This window comes from Micromonospora sp. RV43, assembly GCF_001029515.1.
Taxonomy (GTDB): domain Bacteria; phylum Actinomycetota; class Actinomycetes; order Mycobacteriales; family Micromonosporaceae; genus Micromonospora; species Micromonospora aurantiaca.
This window is the reverse complement of the sequence record NZ_LEKG01000023.1, coordinates 1-15,295: the sequence shown is the minus strand read 5'-3', so window position 1 is coordinate 15,295 and position 15,295 is coordinate 1. Positions and strand designations below refer to the sequence as shown.

At 70.5% G+C, this 15,295-nt stretch carries 12 protein-coding genes; 11 read left to right on the top strand and 1 reads right to left on the bottom strand.

Going from position 1 to position 15,295, the window contains the following annotated elements; genetic code table 11:
* Nucleotides 1–27: 27 nt before the first annotated feature.
* Nucleotides 28–828: an RNA polymerase sigma factor gene (locus ABD52_RS37400; protein ID WP_053065330.1), complete on the bottom strand. Its 801-nt coding sequence runs from the start codon at nucleotides 826–828 to the stop codon at nucleotides 28–30.
* 413 nt (nucleotides 829–1,241) lie between these two features.
* Between ABD52_RS37400 and ABD52_RS08290 the strand changes: the two genes are divergently transcribed.
* The 11 genes from ABD52_RS08290 (at nucleotide 1,242) to ABD52_RS08240 (ending at nucleotide 14,834) form a co-directional block, all read left to right on the top strand.
* The gene (locus tag ABD52_RS08290) at nucleotides 1,242–4,232 is read left to right on the top strand and encodes a Tn3 family transposase (protein WP_235437402.1); all 2,991 of its coding nucleotides are present in this window, start codon (nucleotides 1,242–1,244) and stop codon (nucleotides 4,230–4,232) included.
* Nucleotides 4,229–4,873: a hypothetical protein gene (locus tag ABD52_RS40130; protein ID WP_047891409.1), complete on the top strand. Its 645-nt coding sequence runs from the start codon at nucleotides 4,229–4,231 to the stop codon at nucleotides 4,871–4,873. The genes ABD52_RS08290 and ABD52_RS40130 overlap by 4 nt, the downstream gene beginning before the upstream one ends.
* Nucleotides 4,874–5,077: 204 nt before the next feature.
* The gene (locus ABD52_RS08280; protein ID WP_082171248.1) at nucleotides 5,078–5,941 is read left to right on the top strand and encodes a neutral zinc metallopeptidase; all 864 of its coding nucleotides are present in this window, start codon (nucleotides 5,078–5,080) and stop codon (nucleotides 5,939–5,941) included.
* 34 nt (nucleotides 5,942–5,975) lie between these two features.
* Complete coding sequence (locus ABD52_RS08275) at nucleotides 5,976–7,046, top strand: hypothetical protein (RefSeq protein WP_047891408.1); 1,071 nt, start codon at nucleotides 5,976–5,978, stop codon at nucleotides 7,044–7,046.
* 202 nt (nucleotides 7,047–7,248) lie between these two features.
* On the top strand, nucleotides 7,249–7,773 hold the full coding sequence (gene trxA / locus ABD52_RS08270; RefSeq protein WP_235437401.1) for a thioredoxin: 525 nt from the start codon (nucleotides 7,249–7,251) through the stop codon (nucleotides 7,771–7,773).
* A gap of 131 nt (nucleotides 7,774–7,904) precedes the next feature.
* Nucleotides 7,905–9,809 carry a molecular chaperone DnaK gene (gene dnaK, locus ABD52_RS08265; RefSeq protein ID WP_047891406.1) on the top strand — a complete coding sequence of 635 codons (1,905 nt, stop codon included), beginning with the start codon at nucleotides 7,905–7,907 and terminating at the stop codon, nucleotides 9,807–9,809.
* A 24-nt stretch (nucleotides 9,810–9,833) separates the two neighbouring features.
* A complete protein-coding gene (locus tag ABD52_RS08260) occupies nucleotides 9,834–10,364 on the top strand; it encodes a nucleotide exchange factor GrpE (protein ID WP_047891405.1) in 531 nt (176 codons plus the stop codon).
* 12 nt (nucleotides 10,365–10,376) lie between these two features.
* Entirely contained in the window at nucleotides 10,377–11,372 is a 996-nt protein-coding gene (locus tag ABD52_RS08255; RefSeq protein WP_047891404.1) for a DnaJ C-terminal domain-containing protein, read from the top strand.
* On the top strand, nucleotides 11,372–11,686 hold the full coding sequence (locus ABD52_RS08250) for a chaperone modulator CbpM (RefSeq protein WP_053065328.1): 315 nt from the start codon (nucleotides 11,372–11,374) through the stop codon (nucleotides 11,684–11,686). Before ABD52_RS08255 ends, ABD52_RS08250 begins: the two co-directional genes overlap by 1 nt.
* 3 nt (nucleotides 11,687–11,689) lie before the next feature.
* Complete coding sequence (gene clpB, locus ABD52_RS08245) at nucleotides 11,690–14,329, top strand: ATP-dependent chaperone ClpB (RefSeq protein WP_047891403.1); 2,640 nt, start codon at nucleotides 11,690–11,692, stop codon at nucleotides 14,327–14,329.
* Between the two features lie 28 nt (nucleotides 14,330–14,357).
* Nucleotides 14,358–14,834, top strand: coding sequence for a DNA starvation/stationary phase protection protein (locus tag ABD52_RS08240; RefSeq protein ID WP_347405037.1), 477 nt, complete (start codon nucleotides 14,358–14,360; stop codon nucleotides 14,832–14,834).
* Nucleotides 14,835–15,295: the final 461 nt, after the last annotated feature.

The following is a 15,295-nucleotide window of genomic DNA, read 5'->3' as shown; positions in this document are numbered from 1 at the left end:
GACGACCCGGCAGCGACCATGGAGCGATCAGGATCGACAGGACCGGCGCCGCTGCCACCACCTGATACTGAGGCGAACGACCACCGTCACAACAAACAGCAAGGTCAGCGTGGCCACACCCAGGCCCACCTCTCGCCATGGCACCCAGCCGGCCCGCACAGCGCGGTATACGAGGCGGCCACCAACAAGTAGGAGCACCGCCGAGAGGCTGCTTACAAGTAGGGGCAGGAGCCGGCTACGGCGGCGGTAGCGGATGGAGCGCGAGGCCTTTCGGCCGGCATTGATGTAAACGTTTCCCACCCGCTGGCGAACCACTACGACGCCGTGGTTCGTGTGGGCCCAGACGGTACCTGGAGCGCAGTCGAGTAGGTCAGCGACCTCCTGCACGGTCCAGCCCTGAACGTGCCGGAGATAGGTCACGGTGCGTTGGCGGTGGGGTAGTTCAGCGATGGCGTCCATCACCTGCCGGGCCAGGATGCTGTCGTCCGGCACGGGGCGTAGTGCCACCGAAGTCCAGCCGCGGGTCTTGATGAGGTCGAGGTCAATGCCGTCCCTCAGCACACCGCGGCGGGCCGCCTGGCTTGCCGCCTTCGTTACCTTGCGCCGCGCCACGGTGTACAGCCAGCGAACAGGGCTGTCCAACGATGACCACTGCGGGAGCGCCTCTTCGAAGGCAGCTTGGACAATGTCCTCGGCGTCGCGGTGCGGATCAGGCAACCCGTACCGGACGGCTAGCCGGCGAGTGAAGCGGACCAGCGGTTCGCGGTGCTCGGCATACGCCTGCTCGTAGGTCAGACGTTCGTCCGGTGGGTTGATCGGTGGGCTCACTGTCGCCCCTTTACCACAACCCGGCGCGCCGCCCAGGGACCGCCGGAGTCGCGCGCGGACACCTGGACACCTGTGGGAAGGCCGGCGGCGGCCCGGGTCAGTTCGGCGCGGGCGCGCATCGTTAGCCACCGCCAACGCGGCGATGAGCTGCGCCGCTGCCTGGGCGAAGATGCCCAGTAGGACGAGGGTCACGGGGTCCATCATCGAGGCGACCTACCTTCCGCTGGGGCCGTTGGTCCCCGGGTGGGGTCGGCCGTACACCCGGTACGTGGCATTAGGTCGCGAATTCCTTTACCGCCAATCGGGGTGTTGGTAAGAACCACGACACCAGGGGCCGAAATGATGATCTAGGTGTGAGGGCTGTCGGGGTGTGTTGGGCGTCGGAATGATCTCCGGCTGTGAAACGTCCTTTGATGAGTCTTGGGGACCTGGTTGAGCACTGGACGTTGGTCGGTGCTGAGCAGGACCTGGTCGCGGCGAAGCATCGCGATACGCAGCTCGGCTTTGCGCTGTTGCTGAGGTTTTACGGCCGGTTCGGCCGGTTCCCGCGCGGCCGGGCGGAGCTGCATGAGGACGTGGTGGAGTTCGTCGCCCGGCAACTGGGTGTGGAGGCAGGCTCGCTGGGCTTCTACGAGTGGGCTGGGCGCACGATCAAGCGGCACCGGGCCGAGATCCGCGCTCATCTGGGGTTCCGGGAGTGCACGGTCGTCGACGCGGAGAAGCTGACGGACTGGCTGGCCGGGGACTACGCGCAGAAGGAACGCCGGTTCGAGCTGGCCAAGGATGCGGTGCTGGCCGAGCTGCGAGCGCGGTCGATCGAGCCTCCGGCGCCGGACCGGGTGGACAGGATCATCCGGTCGGGTCTGCACCAGGCGGAGAAGATCCTGGCCGAGCAGATCGCCGGCCGGCTGCCGGCCGAGGTACGGGCCCGGCTGTTGTTGCTGGTCGCGGTGGCGGACACCGACGCCGACGATGCTGATCCGAGCGTGCTGGCGCTGATCAAGGCCGCGACGGGGAACGTGAGCTTGTCGTCGATGCTGACGGAGATCTCCCGGCTGGAGGCGGTCCGGGCGATCGGCCTGCCGGCGGGGTTGTTCGCTGACGTCGCGCCGAAGGTTCTCGTCGCGTGGCGGGCGAGGGCGGCGGTGGAGTCTCCGTCGCACCTGCGCGCGCACAGTGTGGAGGTGACGTTGACGCTGCTGGCGGCGTTGGTGCACTGCCGCAGCTGGGAGATCACCGACGCGCTGGTCACGTTGCTGCTGCGCACGGTCCACGCGATCGAGGCCCGCGCGGACCGGCGGGTGACCAAGCAGCTGGTGGCGGAGTTCCGGCGGGTGCAGGGTAAGGAGAACCTGCTGTTCCGCGTGGCGGAGGCGGCCACGGCCTGCCCGGACGACACGGTGCGGCAGGTGGTGTTCCCGGTCGTCGGGGAGGACAACCTGCGCCATCTGGTGGCCGAGTACAAGGCGTCGGGGTCGACGTACCGGCGTACGGTGCAGACCACGTATCGGGCGTCGTACTCGCATCACTATCGCAAGGGCCTGATCGCGCTGCTGGAGGTGTTGGAGTTCCGCTGTGATAACTCGCACCGGCCGGTGCTGGAGGCGCTGCATCTGGTACGCCGCTACCGGTCGCAGACCGACCTGACCTATTACCCGGCTAGGGAGACGGTGCCGACGCACCCCGGGCTGACCGGGGACTGGGCGGAGCTGGCGTACCGGGTTGACGGGCGCGGCCGGCGCCGCGCGGTGCGCACGGTGTATGAGATCCGCACCTTCGAGGCGTTGTGTGACCAGCTCAAGTGCAAAGGCGTCTGGGTGGTCGGGGCGATGGAGTTCCGCAACCCCGACGAGGACCTGCCCCGCGACTTCGAGGTGCGGCGCACCGAGCACTACCAGGCGCTGCGCAAACCTTTGGACCCGGCAATGTTCATCGACGCGTTGCGGAGCGAGATGCGCGCCGAGCTGGGCGCGCTGAATGACGCGATGCCGCTGGACTGGCTGGAGATCCGGCCCCGGCCGGGTAACCAGGGCTCGGTCAAGCTCAGCCCGCTCGACGCACTGCCCGAGCCGACCAACCTGGGCCGGCTCAAGAAGGTCATCACCGGCCGGTGGGGCACGGTCCCGCTGATCGACGTCCTCAAAGAGGCGGTGCTGCGCTCGGACTGCGGCACCACGATCGGGTCCATGTTCGGCCGCGCGGACGCCGCCGGCGGGCAGTTGCTCGAGCGGCTGCTGCTGGTGCTCTACGCCTACGGCACGAATACCGGGATCCGCGCGGTGGCGGCCGGTGAGCACGGCCACCGCGAGGAAGAGCTGTACTACGTGCGGCGCCGCTACCTCAACCCGGAACTCGTCCGAGCCCTTGCGATCGACATCGCCAACGCCACGTTCGGCGCCCGCCGGCAGAGCATCTGGGGCGCCGGGTCGACCACTGTGGCATCGGACTCGACGCACTTCGGGGCGTTCGACGCGAACATTTTCACCGAGTACCACTCCCGCTACGGCGGGCGTGGTGTGCTGATCTACTGGCACGTCGAACGCAAGTCCATGGTGATTCACTCGCAGGTCATCAACTGCTCGGCGTCGGAGGTCGCGGCGATGATCGACGGGGCGATGCACCACGGCGCCGCGATGGACGTCGAGGCCAACTACACCGATACCCACGGCCAGTCGATCATCGGGTTCGGACTCACCCGGCTGCTCGGCTTCGACCTGCTCCCGCGGATCAAGGCGATCAACCGGGTCCGGCTCTACCGGGCCAGCGCCAACGACACCTACCCGCAGCTGGGCGCGGCGATGATGAACCGGCCGATCCGCTGGCATTTGATCGCCGACCAGTACGACCAGATGATCAAGTACGCGACGGCGATCCGGACCCGGTCGGCGCAGACCGCGGCGATCCTTCGCCGCTTCCAGCAGACCAACCTCATGCATCCTACGTATCAGGCCATGTTGGAGGTCGGCCGTGCGCAGCGCAGCATTTTTGTGGCCCGTTATCTACGTGACCGGGATTTGCAGCGGGAGATCACCTCGGGGTTGAACGTGTCGGAGTCGTGGAACGCAGGGAACTCGATCATCTACTTCGGCAAGGGCGGTGACATCCCCGCCAACCGCCGTGACGAGCAGGAACTGTCCGTGCTGTGCCTGCGGGTGCTGCAGGCCGCCGTCGTGTACGTCAACACTCTGATGGTCCAGGACGTCTTGGCCGAGGGTTTGGTGGAACTCGCCCCGGCCGACCGGCGCGGCCTGACCCCGCTGTTCTGGTCCAACATCTCCCCGTACGGCGAGGTCCGGCTCAACATGAACAACCGGCTCGCTCTGCGCGCGGCGGCCACCACGACCGGCGATGATGGCCCCGGCACAGCACCGGCCACCGAGATCAGCGAGGGACGGCCCCAATGACCCGCGTCCGTGCCCACACCGACGTGATCTGCGACCAGCGCGACACCACGCTGCCCGAGGTCCTCGACGCGACGCGCGCGGCCGCCGCGGCCGGCGACTTCGTCCGGGCGCTCACCCACGCCCGGCGGGTGATCGACGACGCGCAGCGTTTGCAGCACAGCGTCGTGCGGGAGGCCCTGGCCGCCGGTCTGGACTGGTGGCAGATCGGCGACCTGCTGGATCTGCATCCGCAGGCGGCGTTCGACACCTACGCCCACCTGGCCGGCACTGCGCGTTCGCCGGCGCAGCAGCGCCCGCACCTGGCCGTGGTCTGCACCGCCGGGCTGGCCGTCGCACACGACATGCTGGGCGAACACGGCATCGACCTCGACGACCTCGACGCACAGCACAGCCTCACCATCGACCCCGCCGTGGTGCAGCTGCGCGCGGCAGCGCAGCTGCTCGGCGACGACGTCTGGATCGCCGTCAAGCTGCCCGGCGCCTACGACGGCGACGACGACCTCGACGACGGCGCGGCCATCCGCCGGTGGACCACCGTGGTGCGGCACCCCGACGAACTCGGCTGGCTGCGCGAGGCCCTCACCCTCAACGCCGAGAACCCGGCCGACGAAGAGGAAAACGACCTGCAGCCGCTGCGCTGATGAGCGGCCTGGGCCCGGTACGCGCCGGGCCCAGCGCCCGGGGTGGCGGGGACCGCACGGCGGCGGCCGACGCATCGACGAACCGGTCATCCGGCGCTGTTCGTGGCTGCGCCCGCGCCGGCGTTGCCCGCGTCGCGGCGGTGATGCCCCGCCTAGCCTGCTGTGGGCGTGTAGCTGTTGCCCGGTGGCGGTATCGTAGACGCCATGACGCATGCGAGGTTCCGCAGATGGCGGTGGTTCACCGATGCGCGGCGGGCGGTCGCAGCCATTGTGGTGTGCGGGCTGCTGCTGGGCGGTGCGGGCTGCACGGGTTCGCAGAGCGGCGAGGGCGGCGACGGCCGGGATCTCGCCGACATCGTGCGAGACGCCATCGAGCAGGCGAAGGAACGGCAGCGGGAACGCTCGGGTAACACCTCGGGCGACCAGCAGGCCGGCGCCGCGATCGGCACCGAGGGCAACAGGTCGTTCAACTACGACCAGTACCAGAACACGCTGAAGAGCACGCTGGGGTTGCTCGAGCGGTACTGGTCGCAGACGCTGCCGACGCTCGGCGCGCCCTACACCAGCCCGAAGGGGTACACGTACTACCGCTCCGACGAGGGCCAAGGCCCGGCGTGCGGGCAGGAGGCGGCGCCGCCGAACAACGCCTTCTACTGCCCGGCCGGGGACTTCATCGCCTGGGACGAGTCCGGGTTGATGATCCCGTACTACGTGCAGGGCGGCGATTTCGCCGCGTCGTTCGTCCTGGCGCACGAGTTCGGCCACGCCATGCAGGTCCGGCTGCCCCGGCAGGAGGAGCTGGGGGTGCTGCGTGAGCTGCAGGCGGACTGTTTCGCCGGGGCATGGGCGGGCTGGGTGTCGCAGCAGAAGTTGCTGGAGGCGGGGGACCTCGACGAGGCGACTCTGGCGGTGTTCATCGCCCGCGATGTGCCGGGCACTCCGTGGACGGACCCGGCGGCGCACGGCAGTGGCTTCGAACGCACCCGGGCCTTCGGCGACGGGTTCGAGTCGGGTGCGAAGTCCTGCTATCCGGCGCCCGGCGAGAAGTGGCTGATCGGCCGGTCATGAGTACGCGACGTGACGCGGCCGGTGGCATGCCGCGGTGACACACCAGGCGCCACCGGCCGAGGTCGTCGTCGGGCTGGTCGCCGGCCCCGGGGCCCCGGCCGACCTGGCAGGCGCGCTGGCCGACGAGCTGGGGCCCGAGCTCAGCCGCCGCCATCCCGGGCTGGCGTGGCGGCTGCCGGTGCTCAACGACCGGCTGGTACAGCCGCCGGCGGCCGACGCCGACATCGTCGCGGCCGCCCGGCAGCGCCTGCTGGAGCGCGGCTGGGACGTGGCAGTCTGCCTGACCGACCTGCCGCTGCGGGTGGCGCATCGCCCGGTCGTCGCCCATGCCAGCCCGGTGCACGGGGTCGCCGTCGTGTCAGTACCGGCGCTCGGGGCCGTCGGGGTGCACCGCCGGGCCCGCGACACGGTGCTGCGACTGGTGGACGGTCTCGTCGGAGAGACGACGACGTCGGACGCCGGCCAGCGAAGCCGGCAGCGGGTCACGCGACGACTACGGGAACTGGCCGAGGACACCGACGACGCCGGCGCGCCCGTCGTGCGCCTCACCGCCCGCCTGCTCACCGGTAACCTGCGGCTGCTGACCGGCATGGTCCGGGCCAACCGTCCGTGGCGGCTCGCCGTGGGCCTGTCCCGGGCGCTGACCGCCGCCGTCGCGGCCGGTGTCTTCGCCCTCGTCACCTCCGACATCTGGCGGCTCGCCGACGCCTTCGGGGCGCTCCGGCTGACCGCGCTGGCGATCGTCGCCGTGCTGGCCATCACCGTCACCCTCATCGCCGGCGGCCACCTGTGGGAACGAACCGAGCAGCCCAGCCAGCGCCGACAGATCGCCCTGTTCAACCTCGCCACCACCGCTACCGTCGTCATCGGCGTCGCCACCCTGTACGCGGCGCTGTTCCTGCTCGCCGCCGTCCTGGCCGCGGCGCTGGTCGTCCCCGACCTGCTCGCCGGCACCCTCGAGCACCCGGTCCACCCGGTCGACTACCTGGAGCTGGCCTGGTTCACCAGCTCACTGGCGACAGTAGGAGGCGCACTGGGCGCCGGACTGGAAACGGACGAAGCAGTACGAGAGGCCGCCTACACCTACCACGGCTCCGCCGACTGAGTTCACGCCACGGCGACCGACTCACCGTGCCGTGCCGGCGCGCGCACACCGATGACGGGACACGAACCAACAGGAGCGGCCGCCGCCGCCACCGTGGCGCTCACCAGTTCGGCCTGCCGGAGTTTCCGGTGGTGGTGCATGACCGCGAGGCTGGCGGGTAGAGCATCGAGGTCCGACGAGTGGAAAGTGCTCAACTCCGGGAATGGAGGCGGTCCCGGAAAGCGTCTGTACTAAGGCAAGCCCCGCCGGGCCGGCGGACGAAGCGGCGAAATCGCACGGTGGAGGGCCCTCCATGACAGCAGAGATCGTCACCTGCCCGGGTTGCGGGCAGCGCAACCGGGTACAGCCGGTGGCGTCGGGTACCCCCGTGTGCGGCACGTGCCGGCAACCGTTGCCGTGGATCGTCGCCGCTTCCGACGACACCTTCGCTGCCGTGGCCGAGCAGTCGCAGACGCCGGTCGTGGTGGATCTGTGGGCGCCGTGGTGCGGGCCGTGTCGCACGGTGGCTCCCGCATTGGAGCAGGTGGCGCGTGACCTGGCAGGCAAGGTGAAACTTGTCAAGGTCAACGTGGACACGGCGCCTGCCCTGTCGCAACGCTTGCAGGTGCAGGCGGTGCCGACGCTGATGATCCTCGGCGGGGGCCGGGTGCTGGCCCGACGGTCCGGCGCCGCGCCGGCGGGCGCGTTGCGCCGCTGGGTCGAGCAGGCGCTCGCGGCCGCACGCTGACCGCCACCGCGGCTATCACCCGGACGAAGGCAAAACCGGAACGATTTGTACCCGCGCAGTCGCTGAATGTTTATCGATGATTGCACCGGTTACCATAGCCGAACGCGCAGAACACCGAGGAGGACCGGGACATGGGACGCGCCGTAGGTATCGATCTGGGAACCACCAACTCCGTCGTGGCGGTGTACGAGGGTGGGCAGCCGTCGGTCATCGCCAACACCGAGGGTGGGCGCACCACCCCGTCGGTGGTGGCGTTCACCGATACCGGTGAGCGCCTCGTCGGGCAGCTGGCCCGCCGGCAGGCCGTGCTCAACCCGAAGGGCACCATCTCCTCGGCGAAGCGGTTCATCGGCCGCCGCTTCGACGAGATCAAGACCGAGGCCGACCAGGTTTCTTTCGACGTGACGTCCGGGCCGGATGGCGCGGTGCGGTTCACAGTGCGCGGTAAGCAGTACGCGCCGGAGGAAATCAGTGCGCAGGTGCTGCGCAAGCTCGTCGACGACGCGGCGAAGCACCTGGGGGAGAAGGTCACCGACGCGGTGATCACGGTGCCGGCGTACTTCAACGACGCGCAGCGGCAGGCCACCAAGGACGCGGGCCGCATCGCCGGGCTGAACGTGTTGCGGATCATCAACGAGCCGACCGCCGCGGCACTGGCCTACGGGTTGGACCGCAAGGGCCACGAGACCGTGCTCGTGTTCGACCTGGGTGGCGGCACGTTCGACGTGAGCATCCTGGACGTCGGCGACGGGGTGGTGGAGGTCCGTTCCACCGCCGGCGACACCCACTTGGGCGGTGACGACTTCGACCGCCGGCTGGTCGATCATCTGGCCGAGGGTTTCCAGCGTGAGCACGGCATTGATCTGCGTAACGACCCGCAGGCGTTGCAGCGGCTGTACGAGGCGGCGGAGAAGGCCAAGGTCGAGCTGTCGTCGGTGGCGCAGACCAGCATCAACCTGCCGTTCATCACCGCGGACAACACCGGCCCGAAGCACCTGGTCGCCACGGTCACCCGGGCGACGTTCGAGCAGCTGACCGCGGACCTGGTGGAGCGGTGCCTGGGCCCGGTCCGGCAGGCGCTGGCCGACGCCCAGGTCAGCGCGAACGACCTGGACGAGGTGATCCTGGTCGGCGGCTCCACCCGGATCCCGGCGGTGCAGCAGCTGGTGCGCCGGCTGACCGGCGGCAAGGACCCGAACATGACGGTCAACCCCGACGAGGTCGTCGCGCTCGGCGCCGCGGTGCAGGCCGGCGTGCTGCAGGGCGAGGTCAAGGACGTGCTACTGCTCGATGTCACCCCGCTGTCGCTCGGCGTGGAGACGATGGGTGGGCTGATGACCAAGCTGATCGAGCGCAACACCACCATCCCGACCCGGCGCAGCGAGACGTTCACCACCGCCGAGGACAACCAGCCCGCCGTGGACGTGGTGGTGCTGCAGGGCGAACGGGAGAAGGCGGCGGACAACCGGGTGCTCGGCCGGCTGCGGCTGGAGGACATCCGACCCGCGCCGCGCGGGGTGCCGCAGATCGAGGTCACCTTCGACATCGACGCCAACGGCATCCTCAACGTCTCCGCCCGCGACAAGGACAGCGGCGCCGAGCAGCAGATCACCATCTCCGGCAGCGGCACCCTGGACGAGTCCGAGGTGCAGCGCATGGTCTCCGACGCCGAACGGCACCGCGCCGATGACACCCGGCTGCGCGAGGCGGTCGAGGCCCGCAACACCCTCGACTCCGCCGCGTACCAGGTCGAGCGCCAGCTGTCGGAGCTCGGCGACAGGGTCGCGGTGCACGACAAGGCCCGCGCCGAGATGCTCGTCGGCGAGGCCCGACAGGCAATCAAGGACGAGGCGGCGCTGGACCGCATCCGCGGCCTGACCGCCGACCTGCAGCAGATGCTGCACGGCCTCACCGCCTCCGGCGGCGCCGGGTCGGGCGGGTACGGACCGGCCGCGGGCGGCGGTGCGTCGAGCACGGGCGGGACGTCGGGAGGCAACGACGACGTGATCGACGCCGACTACACCCCCACCAGCTGAACCCCGCGGATGAGGTGACAGCACATGAGCACCCCCTCGGACACCACGCCGGAGCACGACACCGGGCGCGGCGACGAGCCGACCACGGCAACGACCGGTGACTCACCGGCCGATGCCGGCCCCACCGCGGCCGAGCTGCAGGACCGGTGGCGCCGCGCCGTCGCGGACCTCGACAACCTGCGCAAGCGCTACGAGCGGCAGCTGGCCGAGCAGGCCCGTACGGAGCGGGCCCGCACCGCGGCGGCGTTCCTGCCGGTGCTCGACAACCTCGAGCTGGCGTTGCAGCACGCCGCCGCGGACCCGGCGAGCATCGTCGCCGGTGTGCAGGCCGTGCGGGAACAGGCCGTGCACACTCTGGCCGGGCTCGGATACCAGCGCATCGACGCCGTCGGGGAACGCTTCGACCCCGCCCGGCACGAGGCCGCCCAAGCCGTACCGGCCGGCGACGGGGTGCAGCCCGGCACCGTGGCGGCGGTGCTGCGCCCCGGCTACACCGACCGGGACGGGACCCTGCTGCGCCCGGCGGTGGTGGCGGTCGCCCGCAACGACGACTAGGAGCGAGAACCGGTGGCCACGACGACAGGTGACTACTACCAGATCCTGGGTGTGGACCGGTCGGCCAGCCAGGACGAGATCCAACGCGCGTACCGCAAGCTGGCCCGCCGCTACCACCCCGACATCAACTCCGACCCCGGCGCCGAGGACACCTTCAAGCAGATCAACGAGGCGTACGACGCCCTGTCGGACCCGAAGAAGCGGTCCCGCTACGACCGGTTCGGCGAGGCGTGGCGGCAGGTCCCGGAGGACTACGACGGCCCGATGCCCGGCGCCGGCCCGTTCCGCGGCGCCGGTGCGTGGCCCGGTGCGGGCGGTGGACCGTTCAACGGCCGGCGGGTGTACGTCGACGCCGACGGGGTCGACGACCCCGCTGTGGGCGGGGTGAATGTCGAGGACCTGCTCGGCGGCCTGTTCGGCGCCGGCCGTTCCGGCGGCTTCGGCGCCCGGATGTCCGCGCCCGGCGCGGACACCGAAGCCGAGATCGAACTGTCCGTCGAGGACGCCTACCGCGGCGGTCGGCGCAGCATCACCCTGCAGACCTCCAGCGGGTCACGCAGCTACGACGTGACCATCCCGGCCGGCGTCACCGACGGGCAACGCATCCGGCTGGCCGGGCAGGGCGCGGCGGGGCTCGGCGACGGGCAACGCGGTGACCTGTATCTGGTGGTGCGCCTGGCGGCGCATCCGCGCTACCGGATGGACGGCCGCGACATCACCGTCGAGCTGCCCGTCGCGGCGTGGGAGGCCGCGCTGGGCGCCGGCGTGCCGGTCGACACCCCCGCCGGCCGCGTCGATGTGAAGGTCCCGGCCGGGTCGTCGTCCGGGCGCCGGTTACGGCTGCGTGGGCGCGGCATGCCGAACCCGCGCGGCGGCGCCGGTGACCTGTACGCCGAGGTCAAGGTCATGGTCCCGGATCGGCTCACCGACACCGAACGGGAGCTGTGGCAGCGCCTGGCCGACACGTCGAGCTTCGACCCGCGCGGCGCGCGCACCGGGAGGATCTGATGCGCCACTACCCGATCACCCATGTGTCCCGCGCGGACGGGGCGTGGCCGCTGCCGCAGTTCGCCACGGCCGCCGGGATGGACACCCACATGGTGCTCCGGCTCGTCCGCCTGGGCCTGCTGGAAGCCGCCACCGACCCCACCGGGCAGATGTGGCTGCCCGCCGCCCAACTGACCCGCGCCGCCGCGATCGTGCGGCTACGCGCCGGTCTCGGCCTCAACTACACCGCGCTCGGGCTCGTCCTGGACCTGCTCGCCCGCATCGATCACCTGGAACAGCAACTTCGCGCGGCCGGCCGCGCTCCTCGGAGGTGACGTATGGACCCGAACCGACTGACCCAGAAGTCGCAGGAAGCCCTGCACGACGCGCAGACCAAGGCGCTGCGTTTCGGCCACGTCGAGGTCGACGGCGAACACCTGCTGCTCGCCCTGCTCGACCAGCCCGACGGCCTGACCCCGCGGCTGCTGTCGCAGGCCGGCGCCGACCCGGACCAGCTGCGTAACAGCGTCGAAGGCGAACTCGGCCGCCGGCCCCGGGTGTCCGGGCCGGGCGCGCAGCCCGGGCAGGTGTACGTCACCCAACGGCTGTCGCGGCTGCTGGACGCCGCCGACCGGGAGGCCAAGCGGCTCAAGGACGAGTACGTCTCCGTCGAACACCTGCTGTTCGCCCTCGTGGAAGAGGGCAGCTCCAGCCCGGCCGGGCGCGCCCTCAAGGAACAGGGCCTGACCCGCGACCGGCTGCTGGGCGCGTTGACCGGCATCCGCGGCAACCAGCGGGTCACCTCCGCCAACCCGGAGGTCGCCTACGAGGCCCTCGACAAGTACGGCCGCGACCTGGTGGCCGACGCCCGCGCGGGCAAGCTGGACCCGGTGATCGGCCGCGACGACGAGATCCGTCGTGTGGTGCAGATCCTGTCGCGCAAGACGAAGAACAACCCGGTGCTGATCGGTGACCCCGGCGTCGGCAAGACCGCCATCGTCGAAGGCCTGGCGCAGCGCGTCGCCAACGGCGACGTCCCGGAGGGCCTGCGCGACAAGACGGTGTTCTCGCTGGACATGGGCTCGCTGGTGGCGGGGGCGAAGTACCGCGGCGAGTTCGAGGAACGCCTCAAGGCTGTGCTGTCCGAGGTCCGCGCCGCGGAGGGCCGGATCCTGCTGTTCGTCGACGAGCTGCACACCGTCGTCGGTGCCGGTGGCGGTTCCGAGGGCGCGATGGACGCCGGCAACATGCTCAAGCCGATGCTCGCCCGCGGCGAGCTGCACATGATCGGCGCCACCACCCTGGACGAGTACCGCAAGCACATCGAGAAGGACGCCGCCCTGGAGCGCCGCTTCCAACCAGTGGTCGTGAACGAGCCCAGCGTGGAGGACGCGATCAGCATCCTGCGCGGCCTGCGCGAACGCCTCGAGGTGTTCCACGGCGTACGCATCCAGGACGCCGCCCTGGTCGCCGCGGTGACGCTGTCGCACCGCTACATCTCCGACCGGTTCCTGCCCGACAAGGCCATCGACCTGGTCGACGAGGCGTGCGCGATGCTGCGCACCGAGATCGACTCGCAACCCGCCGAACTCGACGCCGCCAGCCGTCGGCTGATGCGCCTGGAGATCGAGGAAGCGGCCCTGGCCAAGGAGGACGACCCGGCGTCGAAGGCGCGGCTGGACCAGCTGCGCAAAGAACTGGCGGACCTGCGCGGTGAGGTCGACGCGATGCGCGCGCAGTGGCAGGCCGAACGCCAGGCGATCCGTCGCGTGCAGGCCCTGCGCGAGGAGATCGAGCAGGTTCGGTTGGAGGCGGAGGCCGCCGAGCGCAACTACGACCTGAACACCGCTGCCGAACTGCGCCACGGCAAGCTGCCCGAGCTCGAACGACGCCTGGCCGCGGAGCAGGAACGGCTCAACAGCAAGCAGGGCGAACGCCGGCTGCTGCGCGAGGTCGTCACCGAGGACGAGATCGCCGGCATCGTGGCCCGCTGGACCGGCATCCCTGTCTCCCGGCTCGTCGAGGGAGAGCGGCAGAAACTCCTGCGCCTGGACGAGATTCTGCACGAACGCGTCGTCGGGCAGGACGAGGCCGTGCAACTGGTCGCGGACGCGGTCATCCGGGCCCGTTCCGGAGTGAAGGACCCGCGCCGGCCGATCGGCTCGTTTCTGTTCCTGGGCCCCACCGGCGTCGGCAAGACCGAACTCGCCAAGACGCTTGCTGCGGCGCTGTTCGACACCGAGGATAACATGGTCCGCCTGGACATGAGCGAGTACCAGGAACGCCACACCGTCTCCCGATTGGTCGGCGCACCGCCCGGCTACATCGGCTACGACGAAGGCGGGCAGCTCACCGAAGCCGTCCGCCGTAAGCCGTACTCGGTGGTGCTCTTCGACGAGGTCGAGAAGGCGCACCCGGACGTGTTCAACACCCTGCTGCAACTGCTCGACGACGGCCGCCTCACCGACGCGCAGGGCCGCACCGTCGACTTCCGCAACACCGTCATCGTCATGACGTCCAACATCGGTTCGCAGCACCTGCTCGGCGGCGTCACCGGCGACGGGGAGATCAAGGACGACGCCCGCACCGCCGTCATGGCGGAACTCCGCAACCATTTCCGGCCCGAGTTCCTCAACCGCGTCGACGACATCGTGCTGTTCAAGCCGCTGACCCTGCCGGAGATCGAGAGGGTCGTCGACCTGCTCGTGCAGGACCTGCGCAACCGGCTCGCCGACCGGCAGCTCAAACTGGACCTGACCGAAGCCGCGCGCCGGCACGTCGCCGCCGAAGGCTTCGACCCCGTCTACGGGGCCCGACCCCTGCGCCGCTACCTGCAACGCGAAGTCGAGACCCGCATCGGCCGCGCCCTGCTCAGCGGCGACGTCGTCGACGGCTCCACCGTGGTGGTCGACTACGCCGACGACGCAGGGCTCACCGTCACCTGGACGGCGCCCGACCCGATCGCCCAGGCGGACTGACCGTGCTCGTCGACGAAGGAGGTCAGCTGTGCAGGTGACGGGAATCGAACCGGTCCTGGACACCCAAGCGCGGCAAGTCGCGGGGCAAGCGCTGCAGCAAACCCTGGTCGACCTCATCGATCTGGCGTTGGACGGCCAGCAGGCTCGCTGGACGATCATCGGGCCGCGGTCTCCTGTGCTGCGCCCGGACCTTGAGGAGGTGGTCGAGGTCGCTCGCCGGCACGCCGACATCGTCGCGGAGCGCGCAGCCACCGTCGGTGTCGCGCCGGACGGACGCGCCGCGGCGGTCGCGACAGGCAGCGCCGTCGCGCAGTGGGCACCCGGCTGGGAACGCGACGACCTGGTCATCGACCACATCATCGACGCTCACGCCACCGTCATCGCCGGGGTCCGCGACCGGCTCCCGGCCGTGGCCGCCACTGACCCGGTCACGCGTGACGTCCTGGTCGCCGTGATCGCCGACCTGGAACGGCAGCACTGGCGGTTCCAGGCCTGCCGACAGTAACCCCATGCTGCGGCGGCCCGAGCCCGCGCCGACGGTCGGGCCGCCGCAGCCCACCGTGGCCAGGAGACTGGTTAACCACACCGACGGCAGGAGATCGCCGGCGATGGCCGGGCGGCCGAGACCGATGGCGGACACGCTGGGCACCACCAGCGCGGCGGGCCGGGCCGCGGCGAGCACGAACAACGCCGCGTACGGGCGATCGCACCGACGACGATGACGGCCCTGCACGCGATAGGGAACGACATAACCCTGCCCTACCGGCGCTGCTGCCCAGTGCCAGCGCGTCACTATAGGTGCCCCCGGCGGCGATAGCTCCGGTCATCGCGCCCGGCAGCTAGGGCGTGTCCTGCCGATCTTGTAGGGGTTGGTCGTTGACGATGTGTCGGTGGTGCGTCGTGGTGAGTTGACCGATGAGGCGTGGGCGGTGATCGCGCCGCTGCTACCGGAGCCGGGCGGTGCTC

Bases quoted from the DNA above. Each gene is read 5' to 3' on its own strand.
- ABD52_RS08260 (WP_047891405.1), top strand. From the start codon at position 9,834: ATGAGCACCCCCTCGGACACCACGCCGGAGCACGACACCGGGCGCGGC.
- dnaK (WP_047891406.1), top strand. From the start codon at position 7,905: ATGGGACGCGCCGTAGGTATCGATCTGGGAACCACCAACTCCGTCGTG.
- trxA (WP_235437401.1), top strand. From the start codon at position 7,249: ATGGAGGCGGTCCCGGAAAGCGTCTGTACTAAGGCAAGCCCCGCCGGG.
- clpB (WP_047891403.1), top strand. From the start codon at position 11,690: ATGGACCCGAACCGACTGACCCAGAAGTCGCAGGAAGCCCTGCACGAC.
- ABD52_RS08290 (WP_235437402.1), top strand. From the start codon at position 1,242: ATGAGTCTTGGGGACCTGGTTGAGCACTGGACGTTGGTCGGTGCTGAG.
- ABD52_RS08280 (WP_082171248.1), top strand. From the start codon at position 5,078: ATGACGCATGCGAGGTTCCGCAGATGGCGGTGGTTCACCGATGCGCGG.
- ABD52_RS08250 (WP_053065328.1), top strand. From the start codon at position 11,372: ATGCGCCACTACCCGATCACCCATGTGTCCCGCGCGGACGGGGCGTGG.
- ABD52_RS40130 (WP_047891409.1), top strand. From the start codon at position 4,229: ATGACCCGCGTCCGTGCCCACACCGACGTGATCTGCGACCAGCGCGAC.